The following is an 18850-nucleotide window of genomic DNA, read 5'->3' as shown; positions in this document are numbered from 1 at the left end:
TTCATATGATTCACCCTCACACACTATTTTTTTTGCTCAAGATTCCAGTTCTACAACGGAGGTGATACAACCAACTCATCCATACGTTCTCTTCGTGCTAAGCATCTTAATGACACAGAGGATCAGACATGAGTACAACCCAATCTAACTAAAGGAAAGGTGGAACTATGAAGACTAAATTGAAAACTAAATCGAGAGGTAAGAAGATCCTGCGCAAAGGTGTAAAGCAAATGCTGGCAGCAACACTACTCGCGGCGGGGATTTTTCCGGGGATGTCTCCAGGCCTGACTCAGGCGGCTGAAGCACATGTGGATAATCCATTTGTGGGAGCCACGTCATATCTGAACCAGGACTATTCGGCTCTTGTGGATACGTCCATTGCGCTGACCAATGACACATCGCTGAAGGCCCAGATGGAGACGGTCAAATCATATCCAACCGCAGTGTGGATTGACCGGATTGCTGCGATCTATGGCGGTACGGACAATGCTGGTCGCAAAAGTGTAGAGGAACATCTCGATGCTGTTCTCGCCCAAAAGAAACCTGGGACACCAATAACCGCTTCATTTGTTATCTATAACTTGCCAGGTCGGGATTGTCATGCCCTTGCTTCGAATGGTGAACTTCCACTAACACAGGCTGCATTGCAGACGTATAAAACGGATTATATTGATGTGATTGCAGATATCTTCGCAGATCCGAAATATCAGGATATTCGCATTATTGCTGTCATTGAACCCGACAGTCTGCCTAACCTTGTGACCAACCTGAGTACACCAGCTTGTGGTCAAGCCAGTTCCACAGGTATCTATGAGGCGGGTGTGAAGTATGCACTGGACAAGCTGCATGCCATTCCGAATGTGTACAACTATCTGGATATCGGTCACTCCGGCTGGCTTGGATGGGATAACAACCGTTCCGCAGCAGTTGCGCTGTATACGGACGTAGTAAGTGATACAGCGGCAGGTCTGCAGAGTGCAGATGGCTTCATTACTAATACAGCGAATACCACACCGCTGGGAGAGCCGAACCTGTCCAACCCCGACCTCAATATCGGTGGACAACCCATTAAATCTGCCAAGTTTTATGAGTGGAATCCGTATTTTGACGAAACCGATTTCACCGCTGCGCTGTATACCGATTTCGTACAAGCCGGCTGGCCAAGCAGCACAGGTTTCCTGATTGATACTAGCCGGAATGGCTGGGGCGGGGTAAACCGTCCGGCATCGGCTACAGGCAGCAACATCAACGATTATGTGAATTCCGGACGTGTAGACCGCCGGGAGCATCGGGGTAACTGGTGTAATGCCAGTGGAGCGGGTATAGGGGAAGTCCCTAAGGCTGCACCGGGACCCGCACATCTGGATGCTTATGTATGGGTGAAACCTCCGGGTGAATCCGATGGCTCCAGTTCTGAAATTCCGAATAATGAAGGTAAAGGTTTCGACCGGATGTGTGATCCGACCTTCACTACTCGGGATGGCGTATTAACAGGTGCATTGCCTAATGCTCCGGTATCCGGTCACTGGTTCCACGATCAATTCGTTGCATTGGTGAAGAATTCATTCCCTGTGCTGTCTGCAAGTAACGGTGGCAATCCTCCGGGCGGTAATACCGCTCCGGCAGCACCAGCAGCATTGACGGCTACTGCCGGTAACGCTCAGGTCTCCTTGACGTGGACTGCTTCTGCAGGTGCAACGAGTTATAGCGTGAAGCGGGCGCTGAGTGCATCAGGTCCATTCACAACGATCGCAGCCAATGTGAGTGGAACATCTTATAGCAACACTGGCCTGATCAATGGCACAACTTATTATTATGTGGTTACGGCTACCAATGTGGTAGGTGAGAGTGTTAACTCTGCAACAGCAACAGCTACACCAGTTGCAGGGGCAACGGCGCCAGCAGCACCGACTGCTTTAACAGCAACCCCGGGCAATGCTCAGGTGAGCTTGACGTGGACCGCTTCTACAGGTGCGACAAGCTACAATGTGAAACGGGCGCTGAGTGCATCGGGTCCATTTACAACCATCGCGGCGAATGTGAGTGGGACATCCTACACGAACACTTCCCTGACGAACGGCACAACGTATCATTATGTGGTAAGTGCAGTGAACACAGCAGGGCAAAGTGCTAATTCCGCTGTTGCTTCCGCGACACCTCAAAGTGTCGTTGTACCGACCAGTGATCTTGTTCTGCAATATCGCGCTGGAGATACCAATGCGCTGGATAGCCAGATCAAACCGTATTTTAACATCAAGAACCTGGGCACTACTGCTGTTAATCTGAGTGACCTGAAGATTCGTTATTACTTCTCCAAAGAAGGATCCGCTGCGATGGATTCTGCCATCGATTACGCTCAAGTTGGCGGAGCCAATATCCAGCGTACCTTCACAGACTCGTATGTAGAGCTGAGCTTCACAACTGGCGCTGGCAGCATTCAGGCTGGTGGACAGACTGGAGACATCCAGCTCCGCATGTACAAAACAGACTGGTCCAACTTTGATGAGACGAATGACTATTCTTTCGATCCAACGAAAACATCCTATCAGGATTGGAATAAGGTAACGCTCTACCAAGGCGGAAACCTGGTATGGGGCATTGAGCCTTAAAATTTATTGGTAATTGTCATAACCGCAATCCTCCGTGTGTTAGAGGATTGCGGTTTTTTGCTATGCATTACATGAGGCATTCTTGAAATGAAGTTCTTGACCAACTGAGAGGTGTAGTGGAGGGGACGAAATCGATTCTGGAGAAGCGAAGCTGAAAGCTTTCTGCAAGAAAGCTACTTCGTAAGCATCATCTCGCCTTTATCCTCGGATTTTTCCCTTGGAAAAGGGATAGAAGAAAATCTGGGGATAACAGCGATCATAAGAACGATTCGTAACCGGAGCGGCTATCCCTCACATCTGCAAGTACTTTTTTCCAAAATAACTCCTAATAAACACTGATTATTGATCGTTTTGGACGGATATTTGCCTAGGGTCTGGCAGGCAGGATGTCTATAATAGAACCCGATGGGCGAGATGGCCTCGCTCGGATTGGAAAGAGAATGGAAGGGGGACCGTACTCTGGTAGTCGGGCAAGCTGATTTCTCTTTTTTAAAATTGTAAGCGCAATCAATATTGTGAAGGAACATCCGTCGAAAAAAGTATGCACGGGTGAATGAATGTTCAAACAACATCGAAGTGTATAAGCATCACCTATTCTGTCTCAAGGAGCGTGAAGGTGGATGAACTCAGAAACAACAGCGCCGGTACATAAAGGATCGGCTTCAGGTCAGCAATCCGGCCGTAGGAAGGCACGTATGCCACTTGCAGCCAAGGTGCTCTCTTCGGCACTCAGCGTAGCTTTGCTTGTTGGGGGAACAGCAGGAATCACTGGAGCAGAAGCTGCAAATGGAAATAGTACGACGGAGGCAGGCCTGCAATCACATAAGGGAGGCGGTCACGTGAAAGAGATTCAACTGGAATATCTGGATCGTGGTCTTGTAGCTGCTTCGACATCTGAAGGAGTGTTTCTCAGTTGGAGATTGCTTGGTGACGAGGCCACAGGATATAGCGACAAAGGGCTGACAGGGACGGACTTTAACGTCTACCGTGATGGCAAAAAGATCGCTACGGTCACCGACAGCACCAACTATGTTGATACCGCAGGCAAATCGTCTTCCCGTTATGAAGTAGCAGCGGTGAACAAGAAGGGCAAGGAAAGCAAACGCAGTGCCTCCGTCAAACCTTGGGCGAACGGTTACGTGGATATTCCATTACAAAAACCGGCCGATGGTGTGACACCTGCGGGAGAAGCTTATACGTATTCGGCCAATGACATGAGTGTTGGGGATGTGGACGGGGATGGGCAATATGAGTTTTTCGTCAAATGGGACCCTTCCAACGCCAAGGACGTATCGCAAAAAGGATACACCGGTAAAACCTACATTGATGCGTACACCCTGGACGGACAGTTGTTGTACCGAATCGATCTTGGGGTTAACATTCGTGCAGGTGCTCACTATACACAGATGCTCGTTTATGATTTTGACGGGGATGGCAAGGCTGAGATGATGTTCAAGACCGCTCCGGGAACGAAGATTATCCAATATAACAAAAAAGGAAAAGTGACATCCGAGAAGTACATTACGTTACCGAAGGAAGATCGCAAGGCAGGTGTGAAGAACGAGGATGATTATCGTTTAAGTGCTGATGGGTATTACGATCACGTGGTGAATATGTTCAAAAACTGGCATAAACACGAAGAGGTTGTGAAGGGGAACTGGCCTGCAACGTTGGAAGAGGCTTTTGGAATCGAGAAAAAATATAATTACCCATTATCTCAGCAGGATGCCGAGAGCTTGGCCGACTACTTCATTGATGTATATGCGGTAGAACGCAGTAATCGAAATGAGCTGCGCAAGTTCGAAGGTTTCATCGTGGATGGACCGGAGTATGTCACCGTATTTGAAGGCAAATCAGGCAAAGAGCTGGAGACCATTCCATATGAACCCGAGCGTCATGATGATGGCCTGATGTGGGGCGATTATGCCATGGCACGGATTGAACCGGGCAATCGGGTGGACCGTTTCCTGGCAGGCGTGGCGTATCTGGACGGCAAGAAACCGTCTGCAATCTTTGCACGCGGATATTATACACGTTCAACGATGGTTGCCTACAATTGGGATGGCAAGAAGCTGAAAAAGGAATGGAAAGTGGACAGCGGCTGGACACCGATGAAGAACCCGTTCAATGACGGGCCGCATGGCGTGGATGGCACAGATTCGGAGTATGGCTCTATCACTACTCAAGGTGCGCACTATTTCAGTGTGGCGGATGTGGATGGAGACGGTAAACAAGAGATCATCTATGGCTCAGCCACGATTGATCATGACGGCAGCGTGTTGTACAGCTCAACAGACCTAATGCCTGCGGAGAGTGCTGCTCCGGGAACGATTGCCCGTCTGGGTCATGGGGATGCTCTTCATGTAGCAGATATTGATCCGGATCGTCCGGGACTGGAGATCTTCATGGTTCATGAAGGTGGTCCTTGGGCGCCATATGGCTATTCCCTACGTGATGCCAAGACCGGTGAAGTAATCTATGGCGGGTATACAGGAAAAGATACGGGACGCGGCATGGTGGGAGATATTGATCCAACACGTCGTGGACTGGAGACATGGGCTGTAGGCTTGTGGACGGCACAGGGTCAGAAAATCAGTGATCAAGCACCTGGTACGAATATGAATATCCGTTGGTCTGGTGATATGACAACACAGATCGTAGATGGTGCCATTGATGTTACTCCAACCATCAAGGATTGGAATCGTGGCACGTTGCTGACGGCAACAGGCACATTGACCAACAATCATACCAAAGGTACACCTTCTCTTGTAGCTGATATCTTCGGGGATTGGCGAGAAGAGATGTTGGTGAGAACCACCGACAGCTCAGCAATCCGCATCTATCTGAGTACCGAGAAGACAGACCGCAAGCTGTACACGTTGATGCATGATGCGATGTATCGCGTGGGCATTGCCGGTCAGAATAGTGGATACAATCAGCCTTCCTATCCGTCCTTCTATATGGCATCGGATATCGACTGGTCAAAAGTAACGCTGCCTAAGTTTTACACGCCAGGTAAGGGCGGAAAATAAACAGACCGGATGAGCAATAGTAAGATAGCGTAAAACTCGATCAGATTTGTAACGTAAAGAAGCGACGTCAATGCTTACGATTAGGCACTGAAGCATTTTGAAGTACTCTATAGCTCTGGAGTCTCCCATGTGTCTTGGCACATGGAGGCTTCAGAGCTTTTTACATGAGGATCTGAGGAGTTGGGGATAGAGCCTGATATGTTCCCGGCAATCATGTTACGTCATTCTTGTGCATCCGTTAATTCTAGATGTTCGGTTGAAGCGAACGCTTGTATGGTGTATTTACCTTGATCATGGATCAAGGTGGTGATGGAGCACTCGGGAATAAGCTGATTCTGCATAGCTATAAAGTCGGAATGCCAGACGTTAAGCTCGCGCTCGGTAAAAGTCTGTACGAGAAAATCCGTAATGAGTCCACCATGTGCGACCACAATGATGTTATGGTTCTCCGGCTCTTCATTAGCCAATTCGGTTAAGAGGGAGGCCAGGCGTTCACCGGCCTGTTTGGCCGAGTCACCGACCGGTGGAATGTAATCGGGATCAAATGTGCATCGATCCCACATCGCAATGAATTCTTCGAATGACTGATCTGGGCAATCTCCCCAATTGGCACGTTCACGCAGGCGAGGCTCTTCGGTTATAGGGGCATGGGTAAGGCGGGCAATTGATCCGGCGGTTTCTTGGGCACGTCGAAGTGGACTGGTCAGGATTTTAGTAACAGTAAAGGCTGCTCTGGCAAAATGAAGTGCAGTGGCTTCGGCTTGTAAAACCCCTTCGGACGTGAGGGGGACATCCCCAATGCGTCGTTCTTTGAGTCCATGTCTTACCAGATGAAAAGTGGTACTCATGGTTGGAAACCTCCTTAGTTTCAGACTGTTTACATAATTGATTAGATATTATACTAATTATATATTCGTCTAATTTAATAATGCAATGAAGCTTTTAAGCAAGATAGTTTATATTCGACCTAGAGAATTGCTACAATGGAGAAAAGTGAGGATCGATCGTCGCAGGAACGGAGGCATGAATATGAGCATCGCGAAACGCTGGACAGGAAGTCTGTACCAGGAGGCATTGCGAACAGAGGACTGCGGGCCGCGTTTCTACGCGTATTATTACAAGCAGTGGGACAACTACCGTATGTCCTATCACCATCATGATTCGACGGAAATCATGTATATTATCTCGGGAATATGCCGGGTGGATGTGCAGATGCCAGATGGGAGATCGGAGCAGACCGTTTTGAAGAAAGGACAGTTTATTATGCTCGACGCTGGTGTCCCACATCGTTTGCTCGTGGAAGATGGGGTCCCTTGCCGGATGCTTAATGTGGAGTTTGCATTCTCCGGTTCACCTCCCGGACAACTATCCATCCGTCAGCTCGCGCTGGAAGAAGAGGAAGTTCATACGCTACTCACTAATGCTTCGCCATATCTTGTACTGCCTGATCCGGAAGAGGTGTATCACATTATGAAGAGTCTGGTGCTGGAACTCGATCAGCGCGGTCTGTTGGAGCAAGAAAGAACGACTGCGCCGATGAGGATTATTCCACCAGAGGAACGGTCGCATCATCGCGAAGCCCGGAATCTCTCGTCCCCGGAACAGGGCATGCTGGTGCGTACGCTGTTCATCCAGTTGCTGGTCCGTGTGGCACGTCTGCGTGGGGAAATGAACCGAAGTGCGCCAGATCAGGCGGAAATGTATGTCAAACGAACGATTGAATTCATGCATCACAATATGGATCGTAACATTCAGATGAAGGATATCGCGGAAGCCGTCAATCTGCATCCGGGCTATTTGCATCGCATTTTTCGCCAGCACACGCAGCGGACACCGACTGACTACCTGACGATGCTTCGCATGGAGAAGGCCAAGATGCTGCTTCAGCAGACGAATATTCCAATATCGGAGATCTCCGACTATGTTGGAGTAGGCAGTCGTCAGTATTTTCATATGTTATTCAAAAAATATACAGGCCGTACGCCGGTTGAATTTCGCTCCTCGATGGAACGGCATGTGAGTCAATATCCGATGGATGAATGAGTCGTTTACAGTAATTTTCGAATACAACGGGTTAGTGGATCTGGCGCGTAAAAGTTAGGATTTTTGACAATAAGAACTTGAACAGGTCATGATTTTGATAACGCTTCCCCAATTGCCGTTGGTACAATGATTTCATGAAGAGGGTCATTAACCGAAGTGAAAGATTCGGATCAGGGGAGGATACATGCATGTCGTTCAAAGTGGCGTTTATCGGGGCTGGGAGTATCGGATTTACAAGAGGATTGTTGAGGGATTTACTCACGGTACCGGAGTTTAACAACATTGAAATTGCGTTCTGCGATATTAGCCAGCACAATCTGGATATGGTGACTGAGCTATGTCAGCGGGATATCCGGGAGAATGGATTGAATATTCAGATTCAGCCGACAACGGATCGGAAAGAAGCATTGAAAGATGCCAAGTACGTACTGTGTACGATTCGTGTCGGGGGACTGGAGGCATTTGCAACCGATGTGGATATTCCACTGAAATATGGGGTAGACCAATGTGTCGGCGATACGCTGTGTGCAGGCGGCATTATGTATGGACAACGGGGTATTGCTGAGATGCTGGATATCTGTAAAGATATTCGTGAACAGAGCGCACCGGATGTACTTCTCTTGAACTATTCCAATCCGATGGCGATGCTCACATGGGCTTGCAATAAGTATGGTGGTGTGCGGACGATCGGACTGTGTCATGGGGTACAACATGGTCATCATCAGATTGCGGAAGCTTTTGGTTTGAAAAAGAGTGAAGTGGATATTGTCTGTGCCGGCATCAACCATCAGACTTGGTATATTCAGGCTTCTCATGAAGGTAAAGATCTTACAGGTGATCTGCTCGAAGCTTTTGAGAAACATCCCGAGTACAGTCGTACCGAAAAAGTGCGGATCGATATGCTGCGACGCTTCGGATACTACAGTACAGAATCGAATGGTCACCTGAGTGAATATGTGCCGTGGTACCGCAAACGTCCGGAAGAGATCAACGAATGGATCGACCTGGGCAACTGGATTAACGGGGAGACAGGTGGGTATCTGCGGGTATGTACGGAGGGACGCAACTGGTTCGAGACTGATTTTCCTAACTGGATGAAGGATGAACCGATGCAATTCACTTCGGAAAAACGGGGCGAGGAGCATGGTTCCTATATTATCGAAGGGCTAGAGACGGGACGTGTCTATCGCGGACATTTCAATACCGTTAATCATGGAGTCATCTCGAACCTGCCAGATGATGCGATTATTGAGGCACCGGGATATGTGGATCGCAACGGCATCTCCATGCCGCATGTAGGGGATCTGCCCCTTGGCCCGGCGGCGGTATGTAATGTGAGTATTTCCGTGCAACGTCTTGCGGTTGAAGCAGCGGTGAACGGAGACGACCAATTACTTCGTCAGGCGTTCATGATGGACCCGCTCGTGGGTGCCGTATGTAACCCAAAAGAGATCTGGCAGATGGTTGACGAGATGCTGGTTGCACAGGCTCAGTGGTTGCCGCAGTATGGTGCCGCTATTGCAGCCGCAGAAGCAAGACTCGCTGGGGGCGACCTGATTCCGACGAAGGAATATGAAGGTGCTGCTCGTCTCAAGGTTAAAACTGTTGAAGAAATGCAACAGGATCGGGATGCTGCCAACAAAAACGCGGGTGAATCCGATAAAGGCAAAGATCGTGAGAAAGTACAGCAGTAAGTGAAAATGCGTAGGGCCTCTCCGAATGGAGGGGCCCTGTTTGTTTTTATTTTTCTCGACACCACGGATAACAAAGACAAAAGAAGTATTACCCAAGGAAACCTGCGAATTTTGAGGGGGTATCCACCGGGCAGGCTCCATCATAATGAGTTCCTTTTTCCTGTGCCAACTGGAATGAATTTTCTCGCAAAGAGCTGCGATGTGCCTTCCCATTCACATATTCGACCAGAGCGAACTTGTCAGGTGGTACATTCATATCCAGAGAGATAGCAAAAGAGGAATGTTGCTAATGTGCTCGGTACGAAGCATATTTACCATGCGTTGCATATTACCTTTACAGACATAGTAATATGTCTTATAGTATACGCAGGATGGAAGAAAGTCGGTGAAGCTCGCAGATGGATGTGCAAGTGATTAACAGTGATCTGATTCGGGGCAATATTGACCCCATCATTCTGAGTGTACTTATACCCGCAGATAACTATGGCTACAGCATCATTAAGGAGATCTATCGCAAGAGCGGAGAGCAGTTTGAATTGAAGGAACCCACGCTTTATTCCAGTTTGAAGAGGCTGGAGAAGAGTGGATATGTGGAGTCCTACTGGGGGGGAGAGACACAGGGAGGACGACGGAAATATTACCGAATTACAGTGCAAGGCCTCGAAGCCTATAGAGAGCAGGTTCAAGCTTGGCAGGCTGCCAAGGCATTGATTGATTGTATGATTGTCACTGGAGAAAAAGGAGATGAAGACCTATGAGATTGGAATCTCGCATCACCCGTCATGTGAATCGTCTGTTCGCTCACGCACCAGATACATTGGACAATCGAGAATTACAAGAAGAGATTCACAGTAATCTCGCTGCGCGGATTGACGACTATATCTCGCAGGGGATGAATGAAGAGAGGGCGTTCCAGACTGCCATTCAGCATATCAATGGTATGGATGAAGTGATGAGTGACCATCGAAGGGTACAACGTGTTCCTTACTGGACAGCGTTGTTGCAGTCTGCTCTGATATACAGCCTCATAGCCTGGATCATTAACATTCCAATGAGAGTGCTGATGCAAGGCACCGCCATAAACAACCTGCTTATGCTCGTGAGCTTCCTTGTTGGGGGAGCATATGTATTGTATATGTTGACCAACAGGACGAATGATCCGGCAACTTCGGTGAAAACTACAGTGATTCGAATCCTAGACCTGGTACAGTGGAATCGAAGAATATGGTGGTTGTGGGTGGCATTCGTACTCGTCCTATGGGGGACGCAGGCTGCGTTGCGATTCGGCAGTAACATCTGGTTTAATCGACCCATTCAGGTGGATGGACCCTACCAGTTTGCTGTGATCGTCATTGCTTTTGCCGTCCCGCTACTGAGCGTTATTATTCCTTTGGTAGTGCATCGTGCGTATCGGATCATTAGCAAATATGAAGTGAGTGATGTGTCATGAGAGGGAAAAATATATGGATTATTGCACTCGTTGTTCTCGGTGTGGCTGGCCTTGTGTTCGTTGAGGGTTTCGTTAATCCCAGGAACGAGGCAAAACAGGATCGGTATGAAGCAGAGCAGAGTAATCCATTGACGCATGATTTTGCCGCTTTAGCGAAATATCGCAGTTCCTACATGGGTGATAATTCAAATCTTAGCCATCTGAATCAGGCTTTACCTTTACATGAAAGATTGAATGGTTACCAACTGTACCCGGAGACGTTCACGGCTCAAGTGAATTACAGCTTGGATACGCATGAGATGGAAGCAGAGGAACTTGAGCGAATACTGGTATATAATGCGGTTGCGAACTTTGTGATGATCGATAATCTGGAGCAGGTCGTCTACCAGTTAGGGAATACCAGCCATACCTTACGTCGTGAAGCCGCCCAACAATGGACAGGTACGGAATTAAAGGAACTTCAGAACCCGGAATTATGGAATTCGATTGTACGCGACAAGCTGGTGGAACCGGCGCAAGTGAAAGAAGCTTTTTCACAAATTGTTGACAATTAAGTTGCATGAAATAGAAGGAAATAGGCAAGAGACTCGACTCTTCTTCCATGCTATGTTATTATAAATCTCTGATAACGTGGTAACGAACTAAAGCGTTTGGGTTTTGGTTATAGACATGGAGGGGTTCGAGAGATGAGAAAAAAAGCGATTTTACTATTATTCATTAGTATATGTGTATTGATTGTGGCTGGTTGTTCCAGTTCCGCAAGCAAAGACGATAACACGATTGTTGTAGGCATCGACGATAAGTTTGCTCCAATGGGTTTCCGGGACGAGCAGAATGAAATTGTTGGTTTCGATATTGATTACGCAAGAGCTGCAGCGGAGAAAATGGGTAAAGAAATCACATTCCAGCCGATCGACTGGTCTTCCAAAGAGTCAGAGCTGAACAGTGGCCGGATCGACATGATCTGGAACGGGTACACCATTACGGATGAGCGCAAAGAGAAAGTGCTTTTCACGAAGCCGTATTTGGAAAATAGTCAGGTAGCCATTACCTTGGCAGACTCACCAATTACGAAGCTGGATGAACTCGATGGTAAAAATGTGGGATTGCAGGCACTGTCCTCCGCGGCAGATGCATTGGCAGCAAGTCCTTTGAAGGATAAAGTAAAAGCTTCCGAATTCAAAGATAACGTGCTTGCGCTTACTGACTTGAAAACAAAACGTCTGGATGCGGTCATCATTGATGAAGTGGTCGCGAGATACTACATGTCCAAAGAAGAGGGAACATTCAAACTGCTGGATGAATCTCTTGCACCGGAACAATACGGAATTGGTATCAAAAAAGGCAATGAAGAGCTCTTGAATCAACTGCAAAAAGCGCTGGATGAGCTCAATGCAGACGGAACAGCAGCTAAAATCTCCACCCAATGGTTGGGTGAAGACAAGGTTCTGAAATAGGCAGGTTACACACCTGATATATAGTTTGAAACAAAACGGACCCCGTATTCCACGCTGGAGCGATTCATGCCCCAGAGGAATGCGGGGTTAACAGATTAGAGGAGACAAAATAATGAGTTGGGATTATCTATCGACCATTTTAAAACCGATGCTAGAGGGCGCGCAGACCACCATTTTCATGTTCTTGCTGGCGATCGTGTTATCTGTGCCGCTTGGATTTGCGGTCACGCTCGCGATGAGAAGCCAGATTAAACCACTGGCGTGGATTGCTCATACCTACGTATATGTGATGCGAGGAACACCACTGCTGCTCCAAATTCTATTCTTCTGCTTCGGTTTACCGTTGCTTCCGGTAATTGGAGAGTATTTGGTGTTTGATCGCTTTGTAGCCGCCGGGATTGCATTCATCCTGAACTATGCGGCGTACTTTGCTGAAATCTTCAGAGGCGGACTGCTGTCCATTGATAAAGGGCAACATGAGGCGGCAAAGGTACTTGGATTAACGAAATGGCAGACAATGACCAAAGTCATCATTCCTCAGATGATTCGTGTAGTGTTGCCTGCAACGGCCAATGAGTCCATTACGCTGATCAAGGATACGGCACTGCTCTATGCCGTGGCTGTACCTGAACTGTTGTATTACGCCCAAGCGGCGGTGAATCGCGACTTGCAATTGATCCCTTTCTTCGTGGCAGCGATTATGTATCTGCTCATGACTCTCGTGCTTACTTTGCTGTTCAAGGCGCTGGAGAAGCGGTTTTCATTTGAATAAATTAAATCTGATTAATCAAAGGACTGTCTGCATATGACACATATAATAGAAGTTAAAGAGTTGAGAAAATCATTCGGCACACTTGATGTGCTGAAGCAGGTATCCTTCAACGTGGAACCAGGCGAAGTGATTGCCGTGATTGGGCCTTCGGGTTCGGGGAAAAGTACGATGCTGCGCAGCCTGATCCATCTGGAGGATATTTCGGGTGGAACGATTCGCATTCAGGATCAGACATTGGTTGATAATGGTCGTTACGTGGGTGCCGCAGATATTCGCAAGATGACGGATCGTATGGGCATGGTATTCCAACATTTCAACCTGTTCCCACATCTGACCGTACAAGCTAATCTGGAACTCGCACCGAAAACTTTGAAAAAAGAAAGCCCAAGCGTCATTAGGCATCGCAGTCTGGAATTACTCGGAAAAGTTGGACTGTCGGACAAGGCCGACGCTTATCCAGCCAATCTGTCGGGTGGACAGAAACAACGTGTAGCTATTGCCCGCGCACTCATGATGAAGCCCGACATTCTCCTGTTTGATGAGCCGACATCGGCACTCGATCCGGAGCTGACCGGGGAAGTGCTTCGTGTCATCAAACAGCTGGCGCAGGAAAATATGACGATGATGATTGTCACGCATGAGATGGGCTTCGCCCGTGATGTTGCGGATCGCGTATTCTTCATGGATAACGGCGAGATTGCAGAGGCGGGCCCACCAGAACAGATCTTCGGCAATCCGAAGCTTGCACGTACCCGTACCTTTTTGCAGCGGGTGGAAGTGGAAGGATAGACATTGCATCTAAAAAATGTGGAAAGAACGCAATCCTATGAGTCATGAGGGATTGCGTTCTTTTTTTAATAAAAGTTTATGTCCACAGGTATATATTCCAGATCATCAATACAAGGGTCAACAAGATATAAGTTGCTACATTCCAATGGGTGCGATTTTTAAATGTCGTATAACTCATGATTCCAAACAATACAATGCTAAAACATAAAACAGCGACATTATTTTGATAAAAAGCAATAAGAAGAAGCATCAAAATCATGAGTATATTCATGAATTTCTCTATTTTCATCCAAGTGATCCTCCAAAGATATTTAGATAAGTATCATGACTATAATATTTATATGTTAGAGGTATTCTTGATTTGTATCATCACGCTGATAATCGGCTCTTACATTCATATCCTGAAAGTACAATCTATAAGCTTATGGAATTAGGTATGTGTCCGGGTATGGTGGGAATAAAAATAAATCTAATAGTAATTATAATTAGCACAATATGGATATTGTTTTTCCTGTTAATCGATTATAATCGTAATACTTAAATAAAAAGGGAGGATTTACCTTGGAACATCGAGATCGTGAAAATGATGTGAATCGTTATTATAACGACACACTTCCACCACCACCTTATGTAATACCAAAAACCAATAGTAAATCGATTGCAGCTCTTGTCTTGGGTATATTGTCCATCGTGATTCCATATGTGGGATTATTGATTGGTATTGTTGCCATCATCATTGCCTCCATATCACTCAAAGAAATGAAGAACCGCATGGAACAGGGCAGAGGATTAGCCATTGCTGGCCTAGTCTGTGGAATCATCAGTGTAGCTTTATATGTATTACTGATTACGCTCGTGCTGTTATTTTCTTTTGCTGTCTCGAGTTCTAATGTGTAGTCTACATACTAGGAAAAGGAATAATATCGATGCTATTCATCACTAGAAAATCTATAGACCGGTTAACTGAACCATACAGAGAGCCTGATATGCTGGCTTGTTACGCCATTTCACAGACGATTTCATCACCGACGAGCAAAGCGATTTTACTAATTAATAGAGAGCGATTAAGAGTTCTCTTTCTCAATGTATTTTCCTCCAAAGTTGTAGAAACGGTTGATTTTGCTTTGGATGATCTGCAGCATCAAAAATTAAAATCTGGAATGCGGCTCTCCGCTATATGGTCGTTCCAACTCAACGGTACCCAATGGCGATTTAGCATGATCAAGAAAATGCTTACCCTTGGCTCGATGCAAGGTGATTTTCTGAGTTTTCTGAACCAACACATTTGGAAGGATCTTGGCTACACTGAGAATAGCAACTAACAAAAAGACAAAGGCATATCCCTTTAGACCCGGCTTGCGATCATCCAGCGAGTCAGGACAGGGGGATATGCCTTTGCCTATTATAAATTCGCTTTCGCCATCTTACGTGTGAAGTGCAACTTCACTGCTCACGTTTTCGTGCTCTGTGGTGCGATGCATCAGGAAATACGTTAAGGTTCCTCCGAGACCAATCACGGCGAAGATGCACAGAATGCCGATCTGATCCCAAGCCACGCCGAACTGTCCACTTGAGATGACTGCTTTATAACCTGTTACCGAATAGGTCATAGGCAACCATGGGTTGAAACCTTTCAGCCAATTAGGAATCAGTTCGAGCGGGAAGGTGCCCGCGCTGGTCGTAAGCTGGAAGATTAACATCAGAATTGCGAGGAATCGTCCCGGATTTTCCAACCAAGTCACCAGTGCCTGAATGATGTACATGAAACTTAGACTGGTCACAAAGCTGAACAAGAGGAACAACGGAACGCTCTGAACTTCCAGACCCAAGCCGTACAATACGAGCCACGAAGCAAGTAGGGATTGCACAGCACTCATAAGCGTGAAAGCCAGCGTTTTGCTCACAAAACGATTCCAGCCACTTGCCTCGCTAACCGTGCTGCCGCGTGTTGGCACAACCAATGTCGCAATCAATGCCCCGACAAACAGCCCGAGTGACAGGAAGTATGGCGAGAATCCTGTACCATAATTGGGTACCTCATTATATTTATGCTCATCGACCTGAACAGGCTCTGCATACATCGTTACCAGTTCATCGGTCTTTTTCACACTCCCCGTCTGCTCAGCCGCTTCATTCAACTTGGTGGCAAGTTCGTCAGAGCCGTCCGTTAACTTCAGCGTACCTTCTTTCAACTGACCAGCACCGTCATCCAGCTTATGTGAGCCATCTGCAAGGGTTGTGATGCCGTCTGTAAGTTGGCTTACACCCGCAACCAACTTGCCTGCACCCGCATTTAATTGACCTGAACCGTCCGCAAGTTTGGCTCCTCCAGACGCTGCTTCGGATAATTTGGAATTGAATTGCTGTAGTCCCGTCGCAAGCTTTTCATGTCCGGCGGACAAATGCGTAGCACCTTGTACGAGTTGTTGTTCACCCTGTACCAACTGGCTGCTGCCTTGATGCAGTTGCTGCTGTGCAGCGTACAGGTTTTGGCTGCCTGCGACCAACTGCTGTCCGCCCTGATACACTTGTTCACTGCCAGCGGCTACGGCCTGACTGGCTGCCAGGAGCTGCTGGACAGCAGGACTTGCTGCCAGTTCCGGACTGGATTCAGCCAATTGGGCGAGTCCTTGTGCAACCGCTTTGGCACCCTCGCTAACTTTGCCGCTGCCCTCAACAGAGCTTTGCAGCCCAGCCGTCAGCTTCGCACTGCCTTCCTCGGAAGCCGCCAGTCCTGCATCGAGCTTAGCCGCGCCTTCCTGAGCAGATTGAAGGCCAGCCTGTAACTGTTTGCCGCCAGCTTCAGCCTGGGTTGCTCCATCACTCAGCTTCGTGCCTGCTGCTGCGAGTTGGGATAGCCCACTGGAAAGGGTACTTGCGCCAGTATGAAGATCACCTGTGCCTTGGGCGAGAGTGGACGTACCTTCTTTTAACGAAACTACGCCCGTTTCGAGCTTGTCGGTGCCAGCGGCCAGTTTGGAGAGGTTCTCTTTTAATGTAGCAGCCCCTTCATCCAGTTTGATCGCACCATCATGAATCTGACCTGCGCCATCCCCGGCATCCGCCAAACCGCCAGAGATTTTTTCGACCTGATCCATTAGCGTTTCCGTATAGGATTCAGTGACTTTGGCAGCGACTTTGGAGCGAATTTGTTTAACCGCCGTGCCACCGATCTGACCTGCAAGGAAGTTATATCCTTCATTCGGTTCATAGATCAGGTCTGCTGGCTCAGGGTGCTCATCCATCAGGGTCGTTGCTTTGGTGGAAAAGTCCTCTGGGATCACAATCGTCATATAGTACGTATTGTCTTGCATACCTTGTTCTGCTTGTTCACGAGTCACGAATTGCCAGTTGAAATCATCGCTTTTCTTTAATTCATCGACCAGATTCTGACCGACCTCCAGTGATTTTTCGTTGTAGACTGCACCCTGATCCGTATTGACCACGGCCACAGGTAACTCATTCATTTTGCCATAGGGGTCCCAGAATGCGTTCAGGAACAGGCCGCTATACAGCACCGGAATGAACAGTACAACGAGAATCGGAATACATACTTTTGGTTTCTTGAAGGCGGACTTCAGATCCTGCCCAAATACGTGGAATGATTTCATCATGTTCTCTCCCTATCCTTACGCTCATCCGTTTGTTCTATCTCTATTATGTGTTGAATCTGGTGGCATGCCTTTCTCTAGGTGGGGGATAAGCCACTCTTGAGAAAGAGGCCCACAAAATCCTTGATCTGATCCTTATGCAGTGTAGGATGCGCTTTGTTCCAATCCGAGGTTAAGGTGACATACAGCTTCAGCAGGACAAAAGAAACCAGCTTGGGATCATCCCTGCGAATCTGCTCCAACTCCATGGCACGGCTGACCTGACGCTCCAGATATTCGAGTATGGCTGTTTCCACTTTTTGCAAACCTTCCTTGGCTTGCAGTGTACCGAACTCGTTAACCTCCTGAAAGAGCTTGATCAACAGCTCATGTTCCTCCCGGTACTCCAGTAAAGAATCCATGCTCATATGCACGTTATCCAGAAAGGAGTTCTCTTCTTTCACGGTCTGCTCTGTAATCTGTCTCATATCCGCAATGATCGACCGCAGAATCTCGCTGAACAGTTCTTCTTTATTTTCGAAAAAAGTATAGATCGTTCCCTTGCCCACATTGGCAAGTCTCGCCACCTGCTCCATCGTTGTGGCCTTGTAGCCAAACAAGGCAAAGGATTTCTCGGCAGAGTCCATCACTTGCTGCCTTCGATCTATCGTTTTCATGGCATATTCACCTCCTTGTAGGTTGAAAGGATAATGGGGAAGATAACTTATCGAATGACCAATTTACTATTATGGTCAGTTGGTCGTTAATAAATGTAGCACTTGGACAAGGCAGGTGGATGTGATTATTGTCATAGTGCAGGCTTGGAAATGACAACAGGAGAGAGTGGTGAAATGTCCGGAGCATGGATTTTCATAATATGGAAAGTGGTCTGATATATCCGTTATAGAGGTGAATAGCTATAATAGCTAAGGGATGGCGATGAAACAGTGAGATATAAAATACAGCAAAGAATGAGGAGTGTGTATGGAGCACGTTTTATGGACGATCTATCTTGGGTTGCTGGGCACAGCGTCACTCTCGTATCTTATTAAAGGAAAGTACAAGTCAAAACTCAGCAAGGTAGATTTTGTCGTATCCGTTATGACATGGATAGGCTTACTAGGATATGTTACGGAAACGGCTATTTTAAATCCTTCTTGGTGGAAAGTAATTACTGTGGTTGCGCTGTTATGGGATGTATTATTCGCGATGCTTTTAAAAGATAACGAAGGGGAAGAAATCCTGGATGGATTACCGATGATGACGAGGAGAGTCTGGATGTTGATAACATTAGTTGTCGCGATTGGACCTCTATACTATGGACTGTTTAGATATGCTTTCTCTTAGGGGTAGAACCTACCCTGGTAACAACAAAAAAACCAAGGCTTCGAGTATAGTCACTCATGAGCCTTGG

General features: G+C 47.4%; 16 protein-coding genes. 13 read left to right on the top strand and 3 right to left on the bottom strand.

Going from position 1 to position 18850, the window contains the following annotated elements:
* The first annotated feature begins 167 nt into the window (after positions 1-167).
* Complete coding sequence (locus MHH93_RS10330) at positions 168-2609, top strand: glycoside hydrolase family 6 protein (RefSeq protein ID WP_500053971.1); 2442 nt, start codon at positions 168-170, stop codon at positions 2607-2609.
* A gap of 695 nt (positions 2610-3304) precedes the next feature.
* Complete coding sequence (locus MHH93_RS10325; protein WP_500054105.1) at positions 3305-5641, top strand: rhamnogalacturonan lyase; 2337 nt, start codon at positions 3305-3307, stop codon at positions 5639-5641.
* A 221-nt stretch (positions 5642-5862) separates the two neighbouring features.
* Here MHH93_RS10325 and MHH93_RS10320 read toward each other — a convergent pair whose 3' ends face one another.
* A complete protein-coding gene (locus MHH93_RS10320) occupies positions 5863-6489 on the bottom strand; it encodes a histidine phosphatase family protein (RefSeq protein WP_500053970.1) in 627 nt (208 codons plus the stop codon).
* A 181-nt stretch (positions 6490-6670) separates the two neighbouring features.
* Here MHH93_RS10320 and MHH93_RS10315 point away from each other — a divergent pair, with 181 nt between their 5' ends.
* The 10 genes from MHH93_RS10315 to MHH93_RS10270 all read left to right on the top strand — a co-directional run bounded on the left by MHH93_RS10315 (position 6671) and on the right by MHH93_RS10270 (position 15168).
* Positions 6671-7684, top strand: a complete 1014-nt coding sequence (locus MHH93_RS10315; protein ID WP_500053969.1) for an AraC family transcriptional regulator — start codon at positions 6671-6673, stop codon at positions 7682-7684.
* A 188-nt stretch (positions 7685-7872) separates the two neighbouring features.
* Entirely contained in the window at positions 7873-9378 is a 1506-nt protein-coding gene (locus MHH93_RS10310) for an alpha-glucosidase/alpha-galactosidase (RefSeq protein WP_500053968.1), read from the top strand.
* Between the two features lie 398 nt (positions 9379-9776).
* A complete protein-coding gene (locus tag MHH93_RS10305; RefSeq protein WP_149846329.1) occupies positions 9777-10136 on the top strand; it encodes a PadR family transcriptional regulator in 360 nt (119 codons plus the stop codon).
* Positions 10133-10828, top strand: coding sequence for a permease prefix domain 1-containing protein (locus MHH93_RS10300; protein WP_500053967.1), 696 nt, complete (start codon positions 10133-10135; stop codon positions 10826-10828). The genes MHH93_RS10305 and MHH93_RS10300 overlap by 4 nt, the downstream gene beginning before the upstream one ends.
* Positions 10825-11382, top strand: coding sequence for a DUF4825 domain-containing protein (locus tag MHH93_RS10295; RefSeq protein ID WP_500053966.1), 558 nt, complete (start codon positions 10825-10827; stop codon positions 11380-11382). The genes MHH93_RS10300 and MHH93_RS10295 overlap by 4 nt, the downstream gene beginning before the upstream one ends.
* Before the next feature lie 132 nt (positions 11383-11514).
* Entirely contained in the window at positions 11515-12285 is a 771-nt protein-coding gene (locus MHH93_RS10290) for an amino acid ABC transporter substrate-binding protein (RefSeq protein WP_036672520.1), read from the top strand.
* 112 nt (positions 12286-12397) lie between these two features.
* On the top strand, positions 12398-13057 hold the full coding sequence (locus tag MHH93_RS10285; RefSeq protein ID WP_253430947.1) for an amino acid ABC transporter permease: 660 nt from the start codon (positions 12398-12400) through the stop codon (positions 13055-13057).
* 33 nt (positions 13058-13090) lie between these two features.
* Positions 13091-13846, top strand: a complete 756-nt coding sequence (locus tag MHH93_RS10280) for an amino acid ABC transporter ATP-binding protein (protein ID WP_500053965.1) — start codon at positions 13091-13093, stop codon at positions 13844-13846.
* Between the two features lie 561 nt (positions 13847-14407).
* Positions 14408-14743, top strand: a complete 336-nt coding sequence (locus tag MHH93_RS10275) for a DUF4190 domain-containing protein (protein ID WP_500053964.1) — start codon at positions 14408-14410, stop codon at positions 14741-14743.
* A 29-nt stretch (positions 14744-14772) separates the two neighbouring features.
* Positions 14773-15168 carry a hypothetical protein gene (locus MHH93_RS10270; RefSeq protein WP_500053963.1) on the top strand — a complete coding sequence of 132 codons (396 nt, stop codon included), beginning with the start codon at positions 14773-14775 and terminating at the stop codon, positions 15166-15168.
* Between the two features lie 102 nt (positions 15169-15270).
* On the opposite strand, the gene MHH93_RS10265 is transcribed toward MHH93_RS10270, so the two are convergent.
* Positions 15271-17457 (bottom strand): YhgE/Pip family protein, encoded by a 2187-nt coding sequence (locus MHH93_RS10265; protein WP_500054104.1) that lies wholly within the window; start codon positions 17455-17457, stop codon positions 15271-15273.
* A 77-nt stretch (positions 17458-17534) separates the two neighbouring features.
* A complete protein-coding gene (locus tag MHH93_RS10260) occupies positions 17535-18113 on the bottom strand; it encodes a TetR/AcrR family transcriptional regulator (protein WP_500053962.1) in 579 nt (192 codons plus the stop codon).
* Positions 18114-18420: 307 nt separating this feature from the next.
* Between MHH93_RS10260 and MHH93_RS10255 the strand changes: the two genes are divergently transcribed.
* Positions 18421-18783, top strand: a complete 363-nt coding sequence (locus tag MHH93_RS10255; RefSeq protein ID WP_500053961.1) for a hypothetical protein — start codon at positions 18421-18423, stop codon at positions 18781-18783.
* Positions 18784-18850 lie beyond the last annotated feature (67 nt).

Origin of the sequence: Priestia sp. FSL H7-0729, from assembly GCF_038005685.1 — a bacterium.
Lineage (GTDB): Bacteria > Bacillota > Bacilli > Paenibacillales > Paenibacillaceae > Paenibacillus.
Note: the sequence above shows the minus strand (reverse complement) of the source record. Positions and strands in the feature narration are given on the sequence as shown.

What these genes read in the sequence shown, in the direction of transcription:
- MHH93_RS10330 (WP_500053971.1), top strand. Translation starts at nt 168, where the DNA reads ATGAAGACTAAATTGAAAACTAAATCGAGAGGTAAGAAGATCCTGCGC.
- MHH93_RS10325 (WP_500054105.1), top strand. Translation starts at nt 3,305, where the DNA reads ATGCCACTTGCAGCCAAGGTGCTCTCTTCGGCACTCAGCGTAGCTTTG.
- MHH93_RS10320 (WP_500053970.1), bottom strand. Translation starts at nt 6,489, where the DNA reads ATGAGTACCACTTTTCATCTGGTAAGACATGGACTCAAAGAACGACGC.
- MHH93_RS10315 (WP_500053969.1), top strand. Translation starts at nt 6,671, where the DNA reads ATGAGCATCGCGAAACGCTGGACAGGAAGTCTGTACCAGGAGGCATTG.
- MHH93_RS10310 (WP_500053968.1), top strand. Translation starts at nt 7,873, where the DNA reads ATGTCGTTCAAAGTGGCGTTTATCGGGGCTGGGAGTATCGGATTTACA.
- MHH93_RS10305 (WP_149846329.1), top strand. Translation starts at nt 9,777, where the DNA reads ATGGATGTGCAAGTGATTAACAGTGATCTGATTCGGGGCAATATTGAC.
- MHH93_RS10300 (WP_500053967.1), top strand. Translation starts at nt 10,133, where the DNA reads ATGAGATTGGAATCTCGCATCACCCGTCATGTGAATCGTCTGTTCGCT.
- MHH93_RS10295 (WP_500053966.1), top strand. Translation starts at nt 10,825, where the DNA reads ATGAGAGGGAAAAATATATGGATTATTGCACTCGTTGTTCTCGGTGTG.
- MHH93_RS10290 (WP_036672520.1), top strand. Translation starts at nt 11,515, where the DNA reads ATGAGAAAAAAAGCGATTTTACTATTATTCATTAGTATATGTGTATTG.
- MHH93_RS10285 (WP_253430947.1), top strand. Translation starts at nt 12,398, where the DNA reads ATGAGTTGGGATTATCTATCGACCATTTTAAAACCGATGCTAGAGGGC.
- MHH93_RS10280 (WP_500053965.1), top strand. Translation starts at nt 13,091, where the DNA reads ATGACACATATAATAGAAGTTAAAGAGTTGAGAAAATCATTCGGCACA.
- MHH93_RS10270 (WP_500053963.1), top strand. Translation starts at nt 14,773, where the DNA reads ATGCTATTCATCACTAGAAAATCTATAGACCGGTTAACTGAACCATAC.
- MHH93_RS10265 (WP_500054104.1), bottom strand. Translation starts at nt 17,457, where the DNA reads ATGAAATCATTCCACGTATTTGGGCAGGATCTGAAGTCCGCCTTCAAG.
- MHH93_RS10260 (WP_500053962.1), bottom strand. Translation starts at nt 18,113, where the DNA reads ATGAAAACGATAGATCGAAGGCAGCAAGTGATGGACTCTGCCGAGAAA.
- MHH93_RS10255 (WP_500053961.1), top strand. Translation starts at nt 18,421, where the DNA reads ATGGAGCACGTTTTATGGACGATCTATCTTGGGTTGCTGGGCACAGCG.